This window comes from Streptomyces chartreusis NRRL 3882 (genome assembly GCF_900236475.1).
GTDB lineage: Bacteria > Actinomycetota > Actinomycetes > Streptomycetales > Streptomycetaceae > Streptomyces > Streptomyces chartreusis_D.
The window spans coordinates 6,445,392-6,465,700 of the sequence record NZ_LT963352.1; the positions used below are offsets into that span (position 1 = coordinate 6,445,392).

Sequence of the window (20,309 nt, forward strand, 5' to 3'; positions counted from 1 at the left end):
TCACCTTCCCCTTTCCGGAGGCGAACCCTACCGGGTGCCGCCGGCGGCCGGACGGGGGTGGGTGTGCGAGAGGAATCCCGGCGGCGTCAGGCCCTGTCGCGCACCGGCGCCGGCGCCGTCCGGCCGCGTCCAAGGCCCGTCGGTGCCAGGAACAGGGTCAGGGTCGGGACCAGGTACAGCAGCCACACCACGACCTGGAGCACCGTCGGATCCGGCTGGAAGTTGAACACGCCCTTGAGCAACGTGCCGTACCAACTGTCCGGCGGAATCGTGCCGGAGATGTCGAAGGCCAGTTTCCGCTCGCCCGGCAGGAAGCGGGCCTCCTGCAAGTCGTGGAAGCCGTACGCCAGTACGCCCGCGGCCACGACGACGAGCATGCCGCCGGTCCAGGTGAAGAACCGGGCGAGATCGATGCGCAGGGCGCCCCGGTAGAAGAGCCAGCCCAGGAGGACCGCGGTCAACAGGCCCAGGGCGACACCGAGAAGGGGACGCGGGCTGCCGTCGCTCGCCGCGTGGACCGAGGCCCAGACGAACAGGGCCGTCTCAAGGCCCTCCCGGCCCACGGCCAGGAACGCCGTGGCGACCAGCGCGCCCGTGCCCATGGCGAGGGCCGCGTCCAGCTTGCCGTGCAGTTCGGACTTCAGGTGCCGGGCGGTGCGCCGCATCCAGAACACCATCCACGTCACCAGACCGACCGCGAGGATCGACAGGGACCCGCCGAGCGCCTCCTGCGCCTCGAACGTCAGCTCCTGCGAGCCGAATTCGAGCGCACAGCCGAAGCCGAACGCGAGGGCGACCGCGATGCCGATGCCGATCCAGATCGGCCGCAGCGCGTCCCGGCGGTCCGTCTTCACCAGGTAGGCGATGAGGATGCAGACGACGAGGCTCGCCTCCAGGCCCTCGCGCAGACCGATCAGGTAGTTGGAGAACAACAGGCTCAGGCCTCCTTGGAGAACAGCGTCCGGCCCCACCAGTCGTCCTTGTCGCGGACGCCCGGCGGGATGGCGAAGAGCGCCGAACCCACGTGCTGGATGTACTCGTTGAGCGCGTCCGTGGCCAGGTTGCGCTGGATCGGGATGAAGCCCTTGCGGACGTCCCGCTGGTAGGCGAGGAAGAACAGGCCCGCGTCGAGGCGGCCCAGTCCGTCCGTGCCGTCGGTGAAGGAGTAGCCGCGGCGCAGGATCGTCGCCCCGTGGTTGGCGTCGGGGTGCGCGAGCCGGACGTGCGCGTCGGGCTTCATGGCCTTCAGGAACGGCTCGTCACGCTCCTTCGCCTTGCCGACCGGGGCGCCCTCGCCCTTGTCACGGCCGAAGATGTCCTCCTGCTCCTGGAGCGAGGTGCGGTCCCAGGTCTCGATGTGCATGCGGATGCGGCGGGCGACGAGGTAGGAGCCGTTCGTCATCCAGGACGGGCCGTCCTTCCCGTCCACCCACACGAACTTCTTCAGCCGGTCCGTCTCCGTGCCCGCTATGTTGCGGGTGCCGTCCTTGAAACCCATCAGGTTGCGCGGGGTCTGTGCCTCGGGTGTCGTCGACGACGTCTTGCCGAAGCCGAGCTGCGACCAGCGGATGACGACCTTGCCGAAGCCGATGCGGGCCAGGTTGCGGATGGCGTGCACGGCGACCTGTGGGTCGTCCGCGCAGGCCTGGACGCACAGGTCGCCTCCGCTGCGGTTCTTGTCCAGGTTGTCACCCGCGAACTTGGGCAGGTCCACCAGGGCGGCCGGCCGTTGCTCCGCCAGGCCGAACTTCCCGAACAGGCTCGGACCGAAGCCGATCGTGAGGGTCAGGCGGGAGGGCTTGAGGTCCAGGGCCTCGCCGGTGTCGTCCGGGGGTGCCTCGGGGAGGCCGCCGAAGCCGCCCTCGCCCACCGGCTGCCCGGCCGTCATGCGGCGGGCGGCTTCCGTCCACTCCTTCAGCAGCTGGACGAACTCCGCCCGGTCGTCGGTCGTCACGTCGAACGCGGCGAAGTGCAGCCGGTCCTGGACGGGCGTGGCGATGCCCGCCTGGTGCGGGCCGTGGAAGGCGATCGCGGTTCCCGTGTCCGGTGCGGGGTCGTCGTCGGTGCGGGCCATCGCCACCGCTCCGCCCGCCGCGGCGGCGCCGAGGGCCAGGCCCGCGCCGCCCCAGCCGAGCAGGGAGCGCCGGGAGGGAGATGGCGTGTCGTTGTCCGTCATGGGCGCGGTCCCCTACTTCGCGACTGCGGCAGCGAGCTTCGACAGGGGCTCCGCCAGCGCGTTGACCGCGTCCGAGAGCTCCTTGCGGTCGGCCTTGCCGACCTTGTCGTAGGAGGTGAAGTCGTACGACGTCGTGTCCGGGCGGTACTTGTCGAGCAGCGTGTTCAGGGTGGCGAACTGCTTGTCCAGTTCCGTGGTGAGGGCCTTGTCGTTCTCCTGCGCGACCGGCTTCAGCAGCTCGTACGACTTCTGCGCGCCCTCGACGTTGGCCTTGAAGTCGACCAGGTCGGTGTGCGAGTAGCGCTCCTCCTCGCCGGTGACCTTGCCGGTCGCGACCTCGTCGAGGAGTTCCTTGGCACCGTTGGCCATCGAGGTCGGGGTGATGTCGGCCTTGCCGACCCGCTCCTGCCAGTCCTTCAGGTCGGTGATGAGCCGGTCGGCGAGCTCCTTCTCCCGGTCGCCGATCTTCTTGTCCTGCCAGAGGGCCTTCTCCAGGCGGTGCCAGCCGGTCCAGTCGGTGGCGGGGTCCTGGCCGTCCTCCAGGCCGTCCTCGCGGACGTCGACCTTCGGGTCGATGTCGCCGAAGGACTCGGCGACCGGCTCGGTGCGCTCCCAGCCGATGCGGGACGGCGCGTACGCCTTCTGCGCGGCTTCCAGGTCGCCGTCCTTGACGGCCCGGGCGAAGGTTTCGGCCTTGGGCAGGGTCTCGTCGGCCTGCTCCTGGGTGTAGGCGCGGTAGGCCGCCACGGCCTCGTCCAGGCGCGGGTCGCGCTTGACCGCCTTGCCGCCGGTGGCCTTGACGGCCTGACGGATGCCCTTGCCCTTCATGCCGGGCTTGCAGGCGATCTGGTAGTCGCCGGCCTTCACCTCGGCGGTGACCCGCTGCCTGGTGCCGGGGCCTATGTTCTCCCGCTCGGTGACCACGCGGTCGTCAGGGAAGAGCACGTAGACCTCGGTGACCTTGGAACCCTTGTTCTCGACGGCCAGTTCGACGTGCCCGGCGGGGAACTCCTTCTTCGACACCTCGCACTTGTCGTCCGTGGCCGTCACATGGACCACGCGGTCGCCGTCCTCGGCGTTGCTCTTCTCCGTACAGCCGGTGACTGCGGTCAGAACCGCCGCGGCGGCGATCACGACGGATACGGGGCTGGCGGGTCGCATGAAAGCTCCAGAAGGACGGGGAAGGTGAGGCTCACCTAAGCCAGATAAGGATTACTTAAATGACTCAAAATCGCTCTCATGAAGTGGTCAAGGGAAGGTCAAAGGTCGCGCTTCGGGATGATCGGGAGCGCCGGCCGCCCGGGACGACCTGGTCGCCCGGGCGGTGTTTGAATGCCCCCGTGACTGACTACGACGTGCTCCGCGTCTTCTGCGGGCCGAACGGTGGATACGGCAACGAACTCGGTGTCGTGCGTGAGGGTTCGGTGATGCCCGAGCGGAGTGAGCGGCAGGCGTTCGCCGCGAAACTCGGGTTCAGTGAGACCGTGTTCGTCGACGACCCCGAGCGCGGGGTGATCGACATCTACACGCCCACCCTGCGCCTGCCCTTCGCCGGGCACCCGTGTGTCGGGACGGCCTGGCTGCTCGACGTGCCCGAACTGGTCACGCCCGCCGGGGTGGTCGGGGCCCGGCAGGACGGGGAGTTCTGCTGGATCGAGGCGCGGGCGGAGTGGGTGCCGCAGCGCACCCTGCGGCAGTACGGAAGCGCGGCCGAGGTCGACGACCTGGCCGTGCCGCCGCCGGGGGAGTGGGTCTACGCCTGGGCGTGGGAGGACGAGCCCGCCGGACGGGTGCGGGCCCGGGCCTTCCCCGGACGCGGCGACGGGATCGACGAGGACGAGGCGACCGGGGCGGCGGCCCTGCTGCTCACCGACCGGCTCGGCCGGGCCCTCAACATCACCCAGGGAGCGGGCTCCCAGATCCTGACCGCACCCCAGCCGGGCGGCTGGACCGAGGTCGGCGGCCGGGTGCACCTCGAACGCTGACCCGGGCGGCGCGCGTCGGTACGGGCGGAACCCTCTCGGGTGCCCGCCGCGGGTCTTTGGGGCCGGTCAGGCCGACAGCGGGAACTCCTCGCCCAGCGCGTGGAACACCGCGTTGTTCAGCGCGTACGCCCGCTTGCACTCGGCCACGATCCGCTGCCGCTCCAGCTCGTCTCCGGGCACCGCGTCCAGCAGCTCCCAGTAACCCCGCTTGAAGGCGGCCGGGTTGGGGATCTCCTCGAACACGTAGAAGCGGACCCCGTCGCCCTTCTTCGGCAGACCCCACGCCCTCTCGGCCGTGTCGCGGATGATCTGCCCGCCGGAGAGGTCGCCGAGGTAGCGGGTGTAGTGGTGGGCGACGTAGCCGGCAGGCCAGGTGCGGGCGCAGTCGGAGATCCGTCGCGCGTACTCCAGGGTGGCGGGCAGCGCGCTGATGCCCGCTCGCCAGCCGGGGCCGCGCAGGTACTCCAGGTCCTGCTCCAGCGCGGCCGTCCGGAACAACTCCGGGCGGACGAAGGGGCCGGCCACCGGGTCCCCGGCCAGGCGCTCGGCGCCGGACTCCAGTGCCCCGTACACGAACCACAGCTGCTCCGTGTAGCGGGCGAACGCGTCGACCCCCAGTTTGTGCCCCAGCAGGTCGCTCATGAACGTCGAGCCCCTGACCTCCTCGTGCTGCTCGCGGGAAGCGGTCCGGATGAGGGTGGAGAAGGATTCCATGGGCCCACTTCCTGTTTCCCGACGTCGTGTCGGTAAAAACGGTACTCCGGTGCCGTGGAAAAAGCCCGCCCTCCGGGCTCGGGTTCCGGTGGTCGTCGCAACACTCCAGTTCAGGGGATGGGTTTTGCGTGCACTCAGTTGACCGGCCAGGTGCGCTCGGCCGCCCAGGTGCCGAAGCGCTGCCAGCCGATCTCCGGAAAGTCGCGGCGCAGGGCGTCCACGTCGACATCGAGGCCGGTCTCGGTGAAGTAGCGGAACATCGCGGCGAGATCGGCCGAGAACGTCTCGACGCGGGCGATCGGCAGCCGCTCGAAGACGATCGGCCTGCCGCACACGCCGGTCAGCGCCTCCGCGATCCGGGGGCAGGTCAGCTCGTCGGAGGCGATGTCGATGCGCCGGCCCGCGAACTTTTCGGGCCGCGCGAGCACATGGGCGGCGAAGGCGCCGATGTCCCGCGCGGGAATCAGCGTCACCGGCCGGTCATCAGGCATCGGCAGGACGAATCTGCCCTCGCGCAGACCTTCGAGCGACCATTCGACCGTGTAGTTGTCCATGAACACGGCCGGGCCGAGGACCGTCCACGGCACACCCAGCCCGCGCAGGTGCTGCTCGATGCGGTACTTGCTGTCGAAGTGCGGGATGCCCGTGTCCCGGTCGGCGTGTGCGGCGGAGGAGAACACGATGTGCCCGATGTCCCGGGCGGCCTCCAGCAGGGCGATGCCCTGCCGGACCTCGGTTTCCGGGTCGGAGCCGAAGGGGGTGGACATGGCGAACAGTCCGTCGGCGCCTTTCAGGGCGAACTCCAGCGACTCGCGGTCGTCGAAGTCGGCCGCGAGCACGTCTGCGCCGAGGGCCCGCAGCGCCCGGGCGGCGGCCGAGCCGGGAGTGCGGGTCAGGGCGCGGACCCGGTTAGCCCTGATCGAGCAGCGAGCGGGCGGCCGCGCCGCCCTGGGTGCCGGTCGCTCCGGCAACGGCCACGACGGGCCGGTAGAATTCCTTCGTCATGCGCCTACTGTATGACACAGTCACTGCGTGACGCAGATATTTAGGAGACCCCTTGCTGATAGACGATCTCCAGCAGGAGTCCCGCCGCTACCTGGCCTCCTACGTCATGTTCAACCAGGCGGTCGCGGACCATCTCAAGCTGCACCCGACCGACGTCCAGTGCCTCAACCTGCTGACCGCCGAGTCCGGCCCGTTCACCACCGGCCGGATCGCCGAGCTCACCGGCCTGACCAGCGGCTCGGCGACCCGGCTGGTCGACCGTCTGGAAAAGGCGGGCTACGTGGTCAGGCGCCGCGACCAGACCGACCGCCGCCGGGTTCTGGTGGAGCCCGTCCCGAAGGCGATGCGGAATCTCACGGAGCTGTGGGCCGAGCTGGGCGAGCGATGGCGGGCGATGTTCGCCGACTACACCGAGGACGAACTCGCCCTGCTGTACCGGCACATGCGACGCACCGTCGAGCTCTCCCGGCAGCAGATCGCCCACCTGCGCGGCAAGGACTGACGACCGGCCGGGCGTCGGTGGGGGCGGGACGCTACGGCAGCGTGAGGATCTCCGCGCCCGACTCCGTCACCACCAGCGTGTGCTCGAACTGGGCCGTCCGCTTGCGGTCCTTCGTCACGACCGTCCAGCCGTCGTCCCACATGTCGTACTCGTGCGTCCCGAGCGTCAGCATCGGCTCGATCGTGAACGTCATCCCGGGCTGGATCACCGTCGTCGCGTGCGGGCTGTCGTAGTGCGGGATGATCAGGCCCGAGTGGAACGAGCTGTTGATGCCGTGGCCGGTGAAGTCCCGGACCACCCCGTAGCCGAAGCGCTTGGCGTAGGACTCGATGACCCGGCCGATGATGTTGATCTGCCGGCCCGGCTTGACCGCCTTGATCGCCCGGTCGAGGGACTCCCGGGTCCGCTCCACCAGCAGCCGCGACTCCTCGTCGACGTCACCGACCAGGTAGGTCGCGTTGTTGTCGCCGTGCACACCGCCGATGTACGCCGTCACGTCGAGGTTGACGATGTCGCCGTCGCGCAGGACCGTCGAGTCCGGGATGCCGTGGCAGATGACCTCGTTGACCGAGGTGCACAGCGACTTCGGGAAGCCCCGGTAGCCGAGCGTCGAGGGATAGGCGCCGTGGTCGCACATGTACTCGTGCGCCACCTTGTCCAGCTCGTCGGTGGTCACCCCGGGGGCGATCAGCTTCGCGGCCTCCGCCATCGCCCGGGCGGCGATCCGGCCGGCGAGCCGCATCGCCTCGATCGTCTCGGGCGTCTGCACCTCCGGTCCGGTGTACGGCGTCGGCGCGGGCTTGCCGACGTACTCGGGGCGGCGGATGTTTCCGGGCACGGGACGGGTGGGGGACAGCTCCCCCGGTACGAGCAGCGACTGGCCAGACATGCCAGCGAGTCTAACCAGCGCCCATGGGGGAACATGTCGATGGCGAGAGGAGCTGGTCATGGCCCTGTTCAAGAAGCGGACGGTCGGCAAGCCGGGTGAGTGGTACTACTGCCTGGAGCACAAGAAGGTCGAGGAGGGGCCGGAGTGCCCCAACAAGGACCGGTTCGGGCCGTACGCCTCCCGCACGGAAGCCGAACACGCGATGGAGACCGCCCGCGCACGCAACCTCCAGTGGGAGAACGACCCCAAGTGGCACGACGCCCCGGCGGGCGGCCGCAACGACGAATAGGCGCACCCCGGCGGCCGCGCGCGACCCGCGCAGCCGCACCACCGGCAGAACCGGCCCCACCGCCCCTTACCAGCGCGCCGGCGGTGGGGCCGTCAGGTGTTCCGCCAGTCTCGACACCCTGTCCCGGAAGCGGCGACGCCCGTGTGGCGTCGGCAGGGCGTTCTCCCCGGCCGCCGCGCTGACCAGGTGCTGGACCGTGTCCAGGTCCAGCTCCGAGCCGTCGGGGACGGCCAGGGCCTCGTGGGCCATCGCCGGCAGCTCGCCCTCACCGGGGCCGAGGGACAGCACCGTCGCCCCTGCGCGCCGGGCGTCGGACACCCGTTCGAGGAGGGGTGCGGCGGGTCCCTCGGGCGACACCACCAGCAGCGTCTCGCCCCGCCGGGCCGCCTCCAGCCGCCCGAGGCCGACCGCCAGGTGCGCCGGATCCGAGGGGCGCGCGTCATGCCGTACCAGGGTCGGGGCCAGCTCCGGCGTGCCCGACCACGCCGCCTCGTCCACCAGGTGCGCCGCCAGGTGCCACGGCTCGTACTCCGGCGTGCCGACGAGCAGCAGCCCGCCGCCGTGCGACACCACCGACCCCCGCAGCGCACCGGCGAAGCGCCGCGTGGCGCCCAGCCATTCCGTCCCGACGAGCACTTCCCGCAACAGCGCGACCCGTACGGCATCCATACGACGGCATCCTGCCCCGACCGGTCACTCGTGACGTGGAATTCACCACGCATTCGCCCGGCTTGGGCAGGTGGACCGGTCATCCGTACCGTCGTCGAACTACCGGAGGAACCCGCCGATGACCGAGACCAGCGTCCCCTTCCGCGCCGGCCGGGAGGGGTACGCCAGCTTCCGCATCCCCGCCGTCGTCGCCACCGGCACGGGCACCCTGCTCGCCCTCTGCGAGGGCCGCGTCGGCTCCCGGGACGACTTCGGGAACATCGACATCGTCCTCAAACGCTCCACGGACGGCGGCCGCACCTGGAGCCCGCTCCTGGTCGCCGCCAGGAACGGCGACGCCCTCGCCGGCAACCCGGCGCCCGTCGTCCTGGACACCGGCCGTGTCCTCCTGGTGCACGTACGCAACGCCGCGCTCGCCACCGAGGACGCCATCCGGTGCGGCAAGGTGAGCGCGGCCGACGGGCGCCGGGTCTGGGTGCAGCACAGCGACGACGACGGCCTCACCTGGTCCGCGCCGCGGGAGATCACCCAGGAGACCAAGGAGCCGCACTGGCGCTGGTACGCCACCACCCCCGGCCACGCCCTCCAGTTGAGCACCGGCCGGATCGTCGTCCCCGCCAACCACTCCCTGCCGCCCACCGGCACGGACAACGGCACCGAGGGCAGGTACAACGGCGGCCACTGCCTGCTCAGCGACGACCGGGGCGCGACCTGGCGGATCGGCTACGTCGACGACAACACCGACGGCTACATCAACGCCAACGAGACCACCGCCGCCGAACTCCCCGACGGCCGCGTGTACGTCAACACGCGCAACGACTCCCCGTCGCCCGGCACCCGCGCCGACGCCCACTCGGCCGACGGCGGCCAGACCCTGGTGAAGCCCTTCCGCCCGCAGGCGGGCCTGTCCGCCCCCGTGTGCCAGGCGAGCGTCCTCCAACTCCGCGACCCGGACGTGCTGCTCTACTCCGGCCCCGCCGACCCCGGTTTCCGCGCCCTGATGACGATCCGCGCCTCCACCGACGGCGGCACCACCTGGCGCCCGGCCCACACCGTGGACGGGCTGCCCGCCGCGTACTCCGACCTGGTGCGCGTCGACGCGGACACCGTGGGACTGCTGTACGAGACCGGCGACTTCAGCGCCTACGAGACCATCACCTTCCGCCGGGTGCCCGTGACGGAGCTGCCCTGAGCCGGTGACGGCGGCGGACGTAGAGTCGGGGCCATGACCTCTACCGACAGTGCTGCCACCGACAACGCCCAGAAGGCCCCCGCCAAGGACCCCTGGGACCTGCCCGACGTCTCCGGACTCGTCGTCGGGGTGCTCGGCGGGACCGGGCCGCAGGGCAAGGGCCTCGCCTACCGGCTCGCCCGGGCCGGACAGAAGGTGATCATCGGCTCGCGGGCGGCCGAGCGCGCCCGGGCCGCCGCGGAGGAACTCGGCCACGGCGTCGAGGGCGCCGACAACGCCGAGACCGCGCGCCGCAGCGACATCGTGATCGTCGCCGTGCCGTGGGACGGCCACGGCAAGACGCTGGAGTCCCTGCGCGAGGAACTGGCCGGCAAGCTCGTCGTCGACTGCGTCAACCCGCTCGGCTTCGACAAGAAGGGCGCCTACGCGCTCAAGCCCGAGGAGGGCAGCGCCGCCGAGCAGGCCGCCGCCCTGCTGCCGGACTCCCGGGTCACGGCCGCCTTCCACCACCTGTCGGCCGTGCTGCTCCAGGACCCGGAGATCGACGAGATCGACACCGACGTGATGGTGCTCGGCGAGGTCCGCGCCGACGTCGAGATCGTGCAGGCCCTCGCCGGGCGCATCCCCGGCATGCGCGGCATCTTCGCCGGGCGGCTGCGCAACGCCCACCAGGTGGAGTCGCTGGTGGCGAACCTGATCTCCGTGAACCGCCGGTACAAGGCGCACGCGGGGCTCCGGGTCACGGACGTATGAGCCCATGGGGGACACTGGACGGCACCAGCAGTGCCCGCAGTGTCCCCCGACAGGAGCCGACCGACATGCCCCTCTTGCTCCCACCCGACCCGGCCCGGCGACTCGCCCTCTACGCCCTGATCGTCTGCGTCCTCGCCGTGGCCGCGGCCGTCGTCTCCTTCACGCGGGGCAGCTGGCTGGGGATCGTCTGGGTGCTGCTGGCGGGTCTGTCGTCCAACATGTGCTGGTACTACGTGAAGCGCGGCCGGGACGCCCGGCGGGAATCCGTCACGGGCTGACCCGTCAGGGAGCGGCCGAGCAGAACTCGTTCGAGCCCTGCCAGAAGCGGTACAGCTCCTGACCGCAGTACGTCTCGACGTCACTGATCCCGAGCGACTTCAGCACCGAGTCGACCACGTCGAAGAACACGCCGTTCACCGCCGGCAGCCACAGCAGCGCGAACACGAAGAGCAGGCCGAACGGCGCGAACGGCTCCACCTGCCGCCGGATGTCGTACGACAGCCAGGGCTCGATGACGCCGTAGCCGTCCAGGCCCGGCACCGGCAGGAAGTTCAGCAGCGCGGCCGTCACCTGGAGCAGCGCGAGGAAGGCCAGGGCGAACCGGAAGTCGGCCGGCACGCCGTCCAGCGCGTCCAGCCAGAACGGGGCCGTGCAGACGACCGCGAACAGCACGTTCGTCAGCGGGCCCGCCGCCGAGATCAGGCTGTGCTTCCAGCGCCCCCGGATCCGCCCGTGCTCGATGAACACCGCGCCGCCGGGCAGACCGATCCCGCCCATGATCACGAAGATCACCGGGAGGACGATGCTGAGCAGCGCGTGCGTGTACTTCAGCGGGTTCAGGGTGAGGTACCCCTTCGCACCGACCGAGATGTCGCCGCTGTGCAGGGCGGTGCGCGCGTGCGCGTACTCGTGCAGGCAGAGCGAGACGATCCAGGCCGCCGTCACGAAGAGGAACACGGCGACCCCGGGCTGCTGCGCGAACCCGGTCCAGGTCGCCCATCCCGTGACCGCCGTCACGGCCAGAATCCCGACGAAGACGGGACTGATCCGCCGCTCACTGTGGCGGCTGGTGGCGGTGGTCATGGGACTCCCTGCACTCTCGAACACGCGATGGGACGCCCGACGGTACCGGGCGCAGGGGGAAAACGTCTCGCGCGGGGCGGTCGGTTCCGGGAGGGTGGGGGCATGGGGCTCTGGCACGTGATCTACGAGGACTGGCAGATGGAGTGCTGCGGCACGCCGTTCTCCGTGGGGGACGAGGTGAGCTGGCCGCTGCTGCTCCTGGACGCGGACACCGTGTTCGGAGGCGGCTGGCACGACCAGCTCACGAAGGCCGCGGGACCGGTCGAGGACGTGGGCGGCGTCCGGATCATGCGCGAGGAGACGGGCCTCACGGTCGCCCTGGCCGGGGACCCCGACGACGACGAGGACCGGCGGCCCGCACCGGGGGACCGGGCCCGCTCGGTCGGGCTGCTGTCCGTCGAGCGGCACGGTGCGAGGTGGCCCCAGGTCAGCGGGCGGGTGCGGGCCGTGCAGGTGCTGATCCAGGCGTACGCCGAGAGCGCGCCCGGCTCGCGTTCCTGGGAGCCGGTCGCGGGGAAGCGGCGGCTGCGGAGGGTGGAGCGGTGCCCCAAGTGGTTCTCCGACGGCGAGGTGGAGCAGGGGTCCGATGGCCGGGCACTGCGGCGCAGGGAGTCGGGGGTGGTGGTGACCCTGGAGGTCCCGGGCACGGACTCGTGGCTCTCGTACGCCGTCCGTGAGGCCCGGGGCATCCCGCAGCGGGTCGCCGAGCCCGGTGCGGAGACGGAAGGCATCACGGCGGCTGCCCTGACGGATCTGCTGGAGACGCTGAGCACGGTCGCGGCTCCGCCGCGGCGTTACGGCCGGTCCGGTACCGGGCCCCGTCGACATGCCTGAGCACGGTCCCGCCGGACCGCAGGGGCAAAGGACCGTGCCCGCCGGCGCCTGCCGGGACCCGGGGCGTCCCCCGGCGGGGTGCCGGGCCCGTGCGGAGACGGAGGGCACCACGGCGGCCGACCCTCATGACCATGAGCTGGTACCCATGGCCATCCGTGGCCGCACCTGCCCCGGCGCCCGCCGCGCCGCCGAACGCCGTGACCCGCCCTCGTACCACCGGAGACAATGGACCCCGTGCGCTACCGCATCCTCGGCACCACGCAGGCGCTCCGCACCGACGGCACGGTCGTTCCGGTGGGCGGGGCGCGGCTGCGTGCGCTGCTGACCGTGCTGGCCCTGCGGGCCGGCCGTACCGTGCCCGTGGGGCTGCTGGTCGACGAGGTGTGGGGCGGTGAGCCGCCCGCCGACGCCGCGGGGGCGCTCCAGGCGCTGGTCGGGCGGCTGCGGCGGGCGCTCGGGGCGGACGCGGTCGCCTCCGCCGAGGGCGGGTACCGGCTCACGGCCGCGCCCGACGACGTCGACCTGCACCGGTTCGAGCGGCTGGCCGGTGAGGGGCTGCGGGCCCTGGCCGACGGCGACCCCGCCAAGGCGGCCGTGCTCCTGGACGACGCCCTCGCCCTGTGGCGCGGCCCGGCCCTCGCCGACCTCCCCGACCGCGCGGCCGAGGCGGCCCGCCGGGACACCCGCCGCCTGGACGTGCTGCGCGCCCGCCACAGCGCCGCCCTCGCCCTCGGCCAGGCCGAGCAGTCCCTGCCCGAACTGACCGCCCTGTGCGACAGCCACCCCCTGGACGAGCCCCTCCAGACCCTGCGCCTGCGCGCCCTGCACGACGCCGGCCGTACGGCGGAGGCGCTGGACGCGTACGAGCACGTGCGGCGGCTGCTCGCCGACCGGCTCGGGACCGACCCGGGGACGGAACTGCGCTCGCTGCACGCGGAGTTGCTGAAGCCGGGCGACGACAGCACCGGCCCCGCGCCCGTGGCGGACGCCCCGCCCGTCGGCAACCTGCGCGCCCGGCTCACCTCCTTCATCGGCCGCGAGACCGACATCGAGACCATCCGGGGCGATCTCACCACCGGCCGCCTGGTCACGCTGCTCGGACCCGGCGGGGCCGGCAAGACCCGGCTGTCGCAGGAGGCCGCCGCGACCCTGCGGCACGCCATGCCGGGCGGCGTCTGGCTGGCCGAGCTCGCCCCGGTCGACGACCCCGCCGCCGTACCGGAGGCCGTGCTCACCGCCCTCGGCGCCCGCGAGACCGTGCTGTACGGCGCCGGCGCCGAGGGCATCCGGGCCGCCGTGGCCGACCGGCTCGACGACCCCGTCGCGCGGCTCGCCGAGCACTGCTCCCGCCCCCGCATGCTGCTCATCCTCGACAACTGCGAGCACGTCGCCGACGCCGCCGCCCGGCTCACCGAGGAACTGCTGGAGCGCTGCCCCGGCCTGACCGTCCTCGCCACCAGCCGCGAACCCCTCGGTGTCCCGGGGGAGTTGCTGCGGCCCGTGGAGCCGCTGCCCGAGCCGGTCGCGCTGCGGCTGCTCGCCGACCGGGGCGCGGCGGCCCGGCCCGGCTTCCGGATCGAGGACGATCCCGAGGCGTGCGCCGAGATCTGCCGCCGCCTGGACGGCCTCCCCCTGGCCATCGAACTCGCCGCCGCCCGGCTGCGGATGCTCACCCCACGCCAGATCGCCGACCGGCTCGACGACCGCTTCCGTCTCCTCACCTCCGGAAGCCGTACCGTCCTGCCCCGCCAGCAGACCCTCAGAGCCGTCGTCGACTGGTCCTGGGACCTGCTCGACGAGGACGAACGGGACGTCCTGCGGCGGCTGTCGGTGTTCGCGGGCGGCTGCGACCTGCCCGCCGCCGAGGCCGTGTGCGGGCCGTCCGCCCTGGAGACACTCGGCTCGCTCGTCGACCGCTCCCTGGTCGTCGCCACACCGCCCGGCGAGTCCGCTGGCGAGGAGATGCGCTACCGGCTGCTGGAGACCGTCGCCGAGTACGCCGCCGAGCGGCTGGACGAGTCCGGGCAGCGCGCCGACGCCGAGCGCGCCCACCTGACGTACTTCCGCGAACTCGCCCGCGTGACCGACCCGTTACTGCGCGGCTCCGGCCAGCTCGCCGCCATCCACCGGCTGGAGCGGGAGTACGAGAACCTGCGCACCGCCCTGCGTCACGCCGTCGCCCTGCGCGACGAGCAGGAGGCGCTGTGCCTGGCGCTGTCCCTCGTCTGGTACTGGCAGATGCGTGACCTGCGCATCGAGGCCCGCAACTGGTGCCGCGAGGTCATGGCCCTCGGCCCCGACCCCTTCACCGAGCCCGTCCGCCCCGCCGCCCCGGTGTGGGAGCGCTGCACCGACGCCCCGCCCCCGATGACCGGCGAGATCCTGTGGGAGGCCCGGCGCGGTATCCACCTCGCCCATCTCGCCTGCATGGACACCGAGCTGGACGCCTGGCAGAACTCCCGGTCCCAGCAGAAGCTGCGGACCATCGCCGCGACGTATGAACCCGGGCTCCCGCAGAACTGCCGGCTGCCCGGCCTGCTCTGGTTCTTCGCCGTGATGCTGACCGGCGACATGGAACGGCTGCGCGTCATCATCGACGAGTCCATCCGCACCTGCCGCGAGACGCCCGGCTTCGACTGGGAGCTGGCCTCCGGCCTGCAGATGCGGGCCAACTTCCTCGCCAACCGCACCGACTGGGCGGGCGACGCCGCGCGAGACGCCGACGAGTCGCTGGACATCTACCGGCGCCTCGGCGACGACTGGGGCACCGCCGAGGCCCTCTCCGCACGCGCCGAGGCCCACGAACGCAAAGGTGACTACGCCCGGGCCGCCGCCGACTACGAGGCCGCCATCGGCCACGCCGAGCACCTCGGCGCCCGGGCCCAGGCCGCTGTCCTCAGTGCCCGGCTGGGCAGCGCCCTGCTGGAGGCGGGTGAGGACGAACGCGGCGAGCGGCTGCTGCGCGAGGTGATCGCCCAGCACGAGGACTCGCACAGCGAGGCCATGCCCGCCGCCCGCCTGTTCCTGGCGGGCTGGCTCGGCATGACGGGCCGTGTCCCCGAGGCGCGCGAGCACCTGCGGCGGCTGCGCCAGGACTTCCGTATCGCCTACTTCATCGTCTTCGACGCGTTCATCCTCGGCGCGGAGGCGTGGCTGGACGCCACGGAGGGGCGGTACGAGGAGTGCCTCGGCCGCATTCGCAAGGGGCTGGAGCGGGCCGCCGACCCGCTGTCCGAGGCCATCACGCCCCATATGCGCTCGGGGTATCTGATCATCGGCGCCCGGGCCCTGGCCGACCTCGACGGCGGGCGGCGCGCCCTGGACGCGGCCCGCTGTCTGGGCGCCGTCGACGCCCTGCTGCCCCCCGGCCACGTCGCCCAGCGGCAGGAGCGCGAGGCGCGCGGGCAGGCGGAGCGGCGGGCCCGCGCGATGCTCGGCGACACGGTGTTCGAGGCCGCGTACGCGGAGGGCGGCGGCCTCTCCCTGGAGGAGGCCGCCGCCCTGCTGTGAGGCGAATCCTTGCGTTTCGGTCAGTTCTTCGTCCGGAACTTGTGGATCGCGACGGGCGCCATCACCGCGGTGATCGCCACCGACCAGCCGAGCGTCACCCACAGGTCGTGCGCGACCGGCCCGCCCACCATCAGGCCGCGTGCGGCGTCCGCCAGCGTCGACAGCGGGTTGTAGTCGGTGAACGCCTGCAACCAGCCGGGCATCGACGTCGTCGGCGCGAAGATCGACGAGCCGAACTGGAGCGGGAACAGCACCAAAAAGCCCATCGCCTGCACGGACTGCGCGTTCTTCAGGATCACGCCCAGGGTGAGGAACACCCACATGATCGACGAGGCGAACGCCGTGGACAGGGCCACGGTCGCGAACAGCCCTGGCCAGTTCGTGATGTCGAACCCGACCGCGACGGCGACGATCATCAGCACGGCGGTCGCGAACAGCATCCGCAGCAGCTCCACCGAGATCTTCGCGAACAGCACCGAGCCCCGCCCGATCGGCAGGGACCGGAAGCGGTCCATGACACCGGAGTTGAAGTCCTGGCTGAAGCCGGTGCCGACGCCCTGGGACAGCGTCATGCTCATCATCGCGATCATGCCGGGGATCACGTACTGCACGTAACGGTCCTGCCCGCCGCCCAGTGCCTGCCCGATCGAGCCGCCGAAGACGAACACGAACAGCAGGGTGAAGATGACCGGCATCAGCAGTGCGTCGGCCATCGACTCCGGGTCCTTGCGGATCCACAGCAGGTTGCGGCGGATCAGGGCCCCGGTGTGACGCAGGTGGCCGCGCAGCGGGATACGGGCGTCCGCGTCGGCGTCGTTGAGGGTGACGGCGCTCATACGGCGGCCTCCTGAAGGTCTTCGGTGGGCATGGCGTCCTGCGGGGCACTGGCGCGGTGGCCGGTGAGGGACAGGAACACCTCGTCCAGGCTGGGCAGTTCGGTGGTGATGGAGGAGAGCGTGATGCCGCGCGCGGTGACCGCGCCGACCACGGCGGTCAGCTGCTCGTCACTGAGGATCGGCACGAGGACGTCACCCCGGTCGGTGTCCACGGTCGTGGTGGCCAGCCCGGTGATCCCCAGGTCGTCCAGCGCGGCGGCGAGGGGCCGCAGCCGCGCCGGATCGGCCGGGCGGATCCGCAGCGCCCGGCCGCCGACCTTCGCCTTCAGCTCCTCGATGGCGCCGCCGGCGATGACCTGGCCGCGGTCGACGACCGTCAGCTCGGAGGCGAGCTGCTCGGCCTCCTCCATGTACTGGGTGGTGAGCAGCACGGTGACGCCGTCGCCGACCATGCGCTTCACCTCGTCCCACACCTCGTTGCGGGTGCGCGGGTCGAGGCCGGTGGTCGGCTCGTCCAGGAAGAGCACGGCCGGCCGTCCGATCATGGACGCGGCCAGGTCCAGCCGCCGCCGCATGCCCCCGGAGTACGTCGCCGCCGGCCGCTTGGCCGCCTCGGTCAGCGAGAAGCGCTCCAGCAACTCGTCGGACCGGTTGCGGGCGTCCTTGCGGGGCAGGTCGAGCAGGCGCCCGATCATGTACAGGTTCTCCCAGCCGGAGAGCTTCTCGTCCACGGAGGCGTACTGCCCCGTGAGCCCGATCACCCGCCGCAGCTGCCGGGGCTGCCGGACGACGTCGTAGCCGGCCACGGTGGCCCGGCCCGTGTCGGGAGCGAGCAGGGTGGACAGGATCCGCACGAGGGTCGTCTTCCCGGCCCCGTTCGGCCCGAGGACCCCCATGACGGTGCCCTCCCGCACATCCAGGTCGACCCCGTCCAGCGCCTTGGTCTCGCCGTAGTGCTTCACCAGCCCCCGCACGGTCACAGCGGCGCCGCCGGTGTTCTTGTCGATTCGCGTCATGCCCCTGACGGTGTCAGCTCCCACCGACAAACCACCGACAGACCGCCGACAGCCCGTCGGCAGCCCTTGTGGGTGGTCCCGACAAGGTGGTCCCGACAAGGGGGACAGCCCGTCGACGGGGGAAGATCGACGGGCTGTCCGTGGTACCGCTATGGCTCTAGTGGACGGAGTGCTCCTCCAGCGGGAACGTTCCGCCGACCACGTCCTCGGCGAACGCCCTCACCGCGTTCCCCATGACCTCACGCAGGTTCGCGTACTGCTTCACGAACTTCGGCACGCGCCCGCCGGTCAGCCCGAGCATGTCGGTCCACACCAGCACCTGCGCGTCGGTCTCCGGGCCGGCCCCGATCCCCACCGTCGGAATGTGCAGCACCCGCGTCACCTCGGCCGCCAGCTCCGCCGGAACCAGCTCCAGCACCACGGCGAACGCACCCGCGTCCTGCACGGCCTTCGCGTCCCGCAGCAACTGCTGGGCCGCCTCCTCGCCCCGCCCCTGCACGCGGTAGCCCATCGCGTTGACGGACTGCGGGGTCAGGCCGATGTGCGCCATGACCGGGATGCCGGACTCGACGAGCAGCCGGATCTGCTCGTGCGACCGCTCGCCCCCCTCCAGCTTCACGGCCTGCACGCCCGCCTCCTTCACCAGCCGGGTCGCCGAGCGCAGCGCCTGCACCGGACCTTCCTGGTAGGAGCCGAAGGGCAGGTCGCCGACGATCAGGGCGCGCGAGGTGCCCCGTACGACCGCCGCCGACAGCATGGTCATCTCGTCGAGGGTGACGGGTACGGTCGTCTCGTACCCGAGGTGGCAGTTGCCCGCCGAGTCGCCGACGAGCATGACCGGGATCCCGGCCTCGTCGAAGACGGACGCGGTCATGGCGTCGTACGCGGTGAGCATGGGCCACTTCTCGCCGCGCTCCTTGGCGGCGGCGATGTCCCGCACGGTGATGCGGCGGGTGCCCTTGCCCCCGTACAGCGTCTTGCCGCCGTCGGAGGACTTCGTCTGAGCAGTCTGGGCAGCCGGAAGCTGCGTCATTGCACGGCTCCTAACACGTCATCTCGAGGCGCCCTGACGGCGTCCCCGGACCACGTCCATGGTGGCACCTCGTGCCATCCAGGGCTAGGGGAGCCCCTGTGAGTTCCCCCGGAGGCCTTTGGCATGGCGCACGTAAGGTCTCGGTAAAGGCCTTCCAATACGAGACGGTCTCGTATCGCAATGCGCCTACGCTCGCCGGCATGACTACTCCTGCCGACCGTGCCGCCCCCACCGGCCCGCGCATACCGGAAGCGGTGCACCGGCGCCGCTGGGCGATCCTCGGCGTGCTGATGCTCAGCCTGCTGATCGTCGTCCTCGACAACTCGATCCTGAACGTCGCCATCAAGACGATCTCCACCCCCGCCCCGACCGGCCTGGGGGCCACGCAGAGCGAGCTGGAGTGGGCGATCAACGCCTACACCCTCGTCTTCGCGGGCCTGCTGTTCAGCGCCGGTCTGCTCGGTGACCGGCTGGGCCGCAAGAAGGTACTGCTCGGCGGTCTGGCCGTGTTCGGGGCCGGCTCCGCGCTCGCCGCCTTCTCCGGCTCGCCGGGGGAGCTGATCGCCTTCCGCGCCGTGATGGGCCTGGGCGCCGCGTTCGTCATGCCGGCCACCCTCGCCGTCCTCATGAACGTCTTCGAGCGCGAGGAACAGCCGAAGGCCATCGGCATCTGGGCGGGTGGCGTCGGCCTCGCCATCGCCATCGGCCCGATCACCGGCGGGGTGCTCCTCGACCACTTCTGGTGGGGCTCGGTCTTCCTCATCAACGTGCCGATCGTGCTGCTCGCGCTCGCGCTGATGCTGTGGCTGGTGCCCGACTCCCGCGACCCGAACCCCGGCCGCCTCGACCCCGTCGGCGTCGCGCTGTCGGTCGTCGGCCTGGTGCTGCTCGTCTACGGCATCATCAAGGGCGGCCAGCTCGCCGACTTCACCGACGCCACCGTGCTGTCGACGATCGCCGCCGGACTCGCGGTCCTCGTCGCCTTCGTGGTGTTCGAGAAGCGCAGCGACCACCCGTCCATCGACGTCACGTACTTCAAGAACAAGGTCTTCTCGGCCGCCATCGCCGCCATCGCGCTGGTCTTCTTCGCGCTGATGGGCGTGACCTTCTTCTCGGTCTTCTACACGCAGAGCGTGCGCGGCTACTCGCCGCTCCAGACCGGTCTGCTCATGCTGCCGCTGGCCGCCGCCCAGATGATCTTCGCGCCACGCGCCCGGCTGCTGGTCGACCGCTTCGGCAACAAGGCCACCACGACCGCCGGAATGCTGGTCATCGCCGCGATGCTGGCCGCCTTCGCCACGCTCGACGCCGACACCCCCATCTGGATCCTGGAAGTGATCTTCTTCCTGATGGGCACCGGCATGGCGCACATCATGACGCCGGTCAGCGTCGTCATCATGCAGGCCCTGCCCCGCGAGAAGGCCGGCTCGGCCTCCGCCCTCAGCAACACCTTCCGGCAGGTCGGCGGCGCCCTCGGCATCGCCGTCCTCGGCTCGGTGCTGTCCACGGCGTACCGCACGGGCATCGAGGACAAGCTCGGCCGGATGCCGCCGGGCGCCCGGCACACCGCGGGGGAGTCCATCGAGGCCACCCTCGGCGTCGCCGCGAAGCTGGGCCCGCAGGGCAAGGCCCTGGTCACCCCGGCCTACGACGCGTTCCTGCACGCGATGCACATCACCGCCCTGTGGGGAGCGGGCGTCGCACTGATCGGCGCCGTCGTCGTGGCGCTGTTCCTGCCCGGCAGGCAGCCGGCGCCCCGGCAGGGGGAGAAGAGGGAGCTGTCGGACGCCCGGTCGTAGACCTGCGCGAGAATTCAGCCTCGA

Annotated in this window: 20 protein-coding genes; 9 read left to right on the forward strand and 11 right to left on the reverse strand. The window is 71.6% G+C overall.

The window, feature by feature from the left end; all coding sequences use genetic code 11:
- Window positions 1-86: 86 nt before the first annotated feature.
- From efeU to efeO, 3 genes are read right to left on the reverse strand one after another with little or no spacing between them, the layout of a single operon-like run.
- Window positions 87-932, reverse strand: a complete 846-nt coding sequence (efeU, locus tag SCNRRL3882_RS29130) for an iron uptake transporter permease EfeU (protein ID WP_010036935.1) — start codon at window positions 930-932, stop codon at window positions 87-89.
- A gap of 5 nt (window positions 933-937) precedes the next feature.
- Window positions 938-2,176: an iron uptake transporter deferrochelatase/peroxidase subunit gene (gene efeB, locus SCNRRL3882_RS29135; protein ID WP_010036938.1), complete on the reverse strand. Its 1,239-nt coding sequence runs from the start codon at window positions 2,174-2,176 to the stop codon at window positions 938-940.
- A 12-nt stretch (window positions 2,177-2,188) separates the two neighbouring features.
- Window positions 2,189-3,337, reverse strand: a complete 1,149-nt coding sequence (efeO, locus tag SCNRRL3882_RS29140; RefSeq protein WP_010036939.1) for an iron uptake system protein EfeO — start codon at window positions 3,335-3,337, stop codon at window positions 2,189-2,191.
- Window positions 3,338-3,516: 179 nt separating this feature from the next.
- On the opposite strand from efeO, the gene SCNRRL3882_RS29145 reads away from it, so the two are divergent.
- Window positions 3,517-4,161: a PhzF family phenazine biosynthesis protein gene (locus SCNRRL3882_RS29145; protein ID WP_010036940.1), complete on the forward strand. Its 645-nt coding sequence runs from the start codon at window positions 3,517-3,519 to the stop codon at window positions 4,159-4,161.
- Between the two features lie 66 nt (window positions 4,162-4,227).
- On the opposite strand, the gene SCNRRL3882_RS29150 is transcribed toward SCNRRL3882_RS29145, so the two are convergent.
- Window positions 4,228-4,875, reverse strand: a complete 648-nt coding sequence (locus tag SCNRRL3882_RS29150) for a heme oxygenase (biliverdin-producing) (RefSeq protein WP_010036941.1) — start codon at window positions 4,873-4,875, stop codon at window positions 4,228-4,230.
- 134 nt (window positions 4,876-5,009) lie between these two features.
- Entirely contained in the window at window positions 5,010-5,795 is a 786-nt protein-coding gene (locus SCNRRL3882_RS29155) for an NmrA/HSCARG family protein (protein ID WP_231911255.1), read from the reverse strand.
- A gap of 191 nt (window positions 5,796-5,986) precedes the next feature.
- Here SCNRRL3882_RS29155 and SCNRRL3882_RS29160 point away from each other — a divergent pair, with 191 nt between their 5' ends.
- Window positions 5,987-6,382 carry a MarR family winged helix-turn-helix transcriptional regulator gene (locus tag SCNRRL3882_RS29160; protein WP_078602784.1) on the forward strand — a complete coding sequence of 132 codons (396 nt, stop codon included), beginning with the start codon at window positions 5,987-5,989 and terminating at the stop codon, window positions 6,380-6,382.
- Window positions 6,383-6,413: 31 nt separating this feature from the next.
- Here the strand turns inward: SCNRRL3882_RS29160 and map are convergent, their stop codons facing one another.
- Window positions 6,414-7,271: a type I methionyl aminopeptidase gene (map, locus tag SCNRRL3882_RS29165; protein ID WP_010036945.1), complete on the reverse strand. Its 858-nt coding sequence runs from the start codon at window positions 7,269-7,271 to the stop codon at window positions 6,414-6,416.
- A 58-nt stretch (window positions 7,272-7,329) separates the two neighbouring features.
- On the opposite strand from map, the gene SCNRRL3882_RS29170 reads away from it, so the two are divergent.
- Complete coding sequence (locus SCNRRL3882_RS29170) at window positions 7,330-7,560, forward strand: hypothetical protein (protein WP_010036946.1); 231 nt, start codon at window positions 7,330-7,332, stop codon at window positions 7,558-7,560.
- Between the two features lie 66 nt (window positions 7,561-7,626).
- Here the strand turns inward: SCNRRL3882_RS29170 and SCNRRL3882_RS29175 are convergent, their stop codons facing one another.
- On the reverse strand, window positions 7,627-8,229 hold the full coding sequence (locus SCNRRL3882_RS29175) for a hypothetical protein (protein WP_010036947.1): 603 nt from the start codon (window positions 8,227-8,229) through the stop codon (window positions 7,627-7,629).
- Between the two features lie 118 nt (window positions 8,230-8,347).
- Between SCNRRL3882_RS29175 and SCNRRL3882_RS29180 the strand changes: the two genes are divergently transcribed.
- The 3 genes from SCNRRL3882_RS29180 (at window position 8,348) to SCNRRL3882_RS29190 (ending at window position 10,452) form a co-directional block, all read left to right on the forward strand.
- Window positions 8,348-9,421, forward strand: coding sequence for a sialidase family protein (locus SCNRRL3882_RS29180; RefSeq protein ID WP_010036949.1), 1,074 nt, complete (start codon window positions 8,348-8,350; stop codon window positions 9,419-9,421).
- A gap of 33 nt (window positions 9,422-9,454) precedes the next feature.
- Complete coding sequence (gene npdG, locus SCNRRL3882_RS29185) at window positions 9,455-10,174, forward strand: NADPH-dependent F420 reductase (RefSeq protein ID WP_010036956.1); 720 nt, start codon at window positions 9,455-9,457, stop codon at window positions 10,172-10,174.
- A 65-nt stretch (window positions 10,175-10,239) separates the two neighbouring features.
- Window positions 10,240-10,452 carry a hypothetical protein gene (locus SCNRRL3882_RS29190; RefSeq protein ID WP_010036957.1) on the forward strand — a complete coding sequence of 71 codons (213 nt, stop codon included), beginning with the start codon at window positions 10,240-10,242 and terminating at the stop codon, window positions 10,450-10,452.
- 4 nt (window positions 10,453-10,456) lie between these two features.
- Here SCNRRL3882_RS29190 and SCNRRL3882_RS29195 read toward each other — a convergent pair whose 3' ends face one another.
- Window positions 10,457-11,257, reverse strand: coding sequence for a site-2 protease family protein (locus SCNRRL3882_RS29195; protein ID WP_010036959.1), 801 nt, complete (start codon window positions 11,255-11,257; stop codon window positions 10,457-10,459).
- Window positions 11,258-11,359: 102 nt separating this feature from the next.
- Here SCNRRL3882_RS29195 and SCNRRL3882_RS29200 point away from each other — a divergent pair, with 102 nt between their 5' ends.
- Entirely contained in the window at window positions 11,360-12,091 is a 732-nt protein-coding gene (locus SCNRRL3882_RS29200) for a DUF6578 domain-containing protein (RefSeq protein WP_010036961.1), read from the forward strand.
- 225 nt (window positions 12,092-12,316) lie between these two features.
- The gene (locus SCNRRL3882_RS29205; protein WP_010036964.1) at window positions 12,317-15,601 is read left to right on the forward strand and encodes a BTAD domain-containing putative transcriptional regulator; all 3,285 of its coding nucleotides are present in this window, start codon (window positions 12,317-12,319) and stop codon (window positions 15,599-15,601) included.
- A 20-nt stretch (window positions 15,602-15,621) separates the two neighbouring features.
- On the opposite strand, the gene SCNRRL3882_RS29210 is transcribed toward SCNRRL3882_RS29205, so the two are convergent.
- From SCNRRL3882_RS29210 to panB, 3 genes are all read right to left on the reverse strand, one after another.
- A complete protein-coding gene (locus SCNRRL3882_RS29210) occupies window positions 15,622-16,437 on the reverse strand; it encodes an ABC transporter permease (RefSeq protein WP_010036966.1) in 816 nt (271 codons plus the stop codon).
- On the reverse strand, window positions 16,434-17,453 hold the full coding sequence (locus SCNRRL3882_RS29215) for an ATP-binding cassette domain-containing protein (protein WP_010036968.1): 1,020 nt from the start codon (window positions 17,451-17,453) through the stop codon (window positions 16,434-16,436). The genes SCNRRL3882_RS29210 and SCNRRL3882_RS29215 overlap by 4 nt, the downstream gene beginning before the upstream one ends.
- Before the next feature lie 157 nt (window positions 17,454-17,610).
- Window positions 17,611-18,486: a 3-methyl-2-oxobutanoate hydroxymethyltransferase gene (gene panB, locus SCNRRL3882_RS29220; RefSeq protein ID WP_010036972.1), complete on the reverse strand. Its 876-nt coding sequence runs from the start codon at window positions 18,484-18,486 to the stop codon at window positions 17,611-17,613.
- A gap of 200 nt (window positions 18,487-18,686) precedes the next feature.
- On the opposite strand from panB, the gene SCNRRL3882_RS29225 reads away from it, so the two are divergent.
- Window positions 18,687-20,285: an MFS transporter gene (locus SCNRRL3882_RS29225; protein WP_029180968.1), complete on the forward strand. Its 1,599-nt coding sequence runs from the start codon at window positions 18,687-18,689 to the stop codon at window positions 20,283-20,285.
- Window positions 20,286-20,309 lie beyond the last annotated feature (24 nt).

Excerpts from the sequence above, each read along its gene's own strand:
- efeB (WP_010036938.1), bottom strand. The coding sequence starts at position 2,176 with ATGACGGACAACGACACGCCATCTCCCTCCCGGCGCTCCCTGCTCGGC.
- efeO (WP_010036939.1), bottom strand. The coding sequence starts at position 3,337 with ATGCGACCCGCCAGCCCCGTATCCGTCGTGATCGCCGCCGCGGCGGTT.
- SCNRRL3882_RS29150 (WP_010036941.1), bottom strand. The coding sequence starts at position 4,875 with ATGGAATCCTTCTCCACCCTCATCCGGACCGCTTCCCGCGAGCAGCAC.
- SCNRRL3882_RS29160 (WP_078602784.1), top strand. The coding sequence starts at position 5,987 with ATGTTCAACCAGGCGGTCGCGGACCATCTCAAGCTGCACCCGACCGAC.
- map (WP_010036945.1), bottom strand. The coding sequence starts at position 7,271 with ATGTCTGGCCAGTCGCTGCTCGTACCGGGGGAGCTGTCCCCCACCCGT.
- SCNRRL3882_RS29170 (WP_010036946.1), top strand. The coding sequence starts at position 7,330 with ATGGCCCTGTTCAAGAAGCGGACGGTCGGCAAGCCGGGTGAGTGGTAC.
- SCNRRL3882_RS29175 (WP_010036947.1), bottom strand. The coding sequence starts at position 8,229 with ATGGATGCCGTACGGGTCGCGCTGTTGCGGGAAGTGCTCGTCGGGACG.
- SCNRRL3882_RS29180 (WP_010036949.1), top strand. The coding sequence starts at position 8,348 with ATGACCGAGACCAGCGTCCCCTTCCGCGCCGGCCGGGAGGGGTACGCC.
- npdG (WP_010036956.1), top strand. The coding sequence starts at position 9,455 with ATGACCTCTACCGACAGTGCTGCCACCGACAACGCCCAGAAGGCCCCC.
- SCNRRL3882_RS29190 (WP_010036957.1), top strand. The coding sequence starts at position 10,240 with ATGCCCCTCTTGCTCCCACCCGACCCGGCCCGGCGACTCGCCCTCTAC.
- SCNRRL3882_RS29195 (WP_010036959.1), bottom strand. The coding sequence starts at position 11,257 with ATGACCACCGCCACCAGCCGCCACAGTGAGCGGCGGATCAGTCCCGTC.
- SCNRRL3882_RS29200 (WP_010036961.1), top strand. The coding sequence starts at position 11,360 with ATGGGGCTCTGGCACGTGATCTACGAGGACTGGCAGATGGAGTGCTGC.
- SCNRRL3882_RS29205 (WP_010036964.1), top strand. The coding sequence starts at position 12,317 with ATGGACCCCGTGCGCTACCGCATCCTCGGCACCACGCAGGCGCTCCGC.
- SCNRRL3882_RS29210 (WP_010036966.1), bottom strand. The coding sequence starts at position 16,437 with ATGAGCGCCGTCACCCTCAACGACGCCGACGCGGACGCCCGTATCCCG.
- SCNRRL3882_RS29215 (WP_010036968.1), bottom strand. The coding sequence starts at position 17,453 with ATGACGCGAATCGACAAGAACACCGGCGGCGCCGCTGTGACCGTGCGG.
- panB (WP_010036972.1), bottom strand. The coding sequence starts at position 18,486 with ATGACGCAGCTTCCGGCTGCCCAGACTGCTCAGACGAAGTCCTCCGAC.
- SCNRRL3882_RS29225 (WP_029180968.1), top strand. The coding sequence starts at position 18,687 with ATGACTACTCCTGCCGACCGTGCCGCCCCCACCGGCCCGCGCATACCG.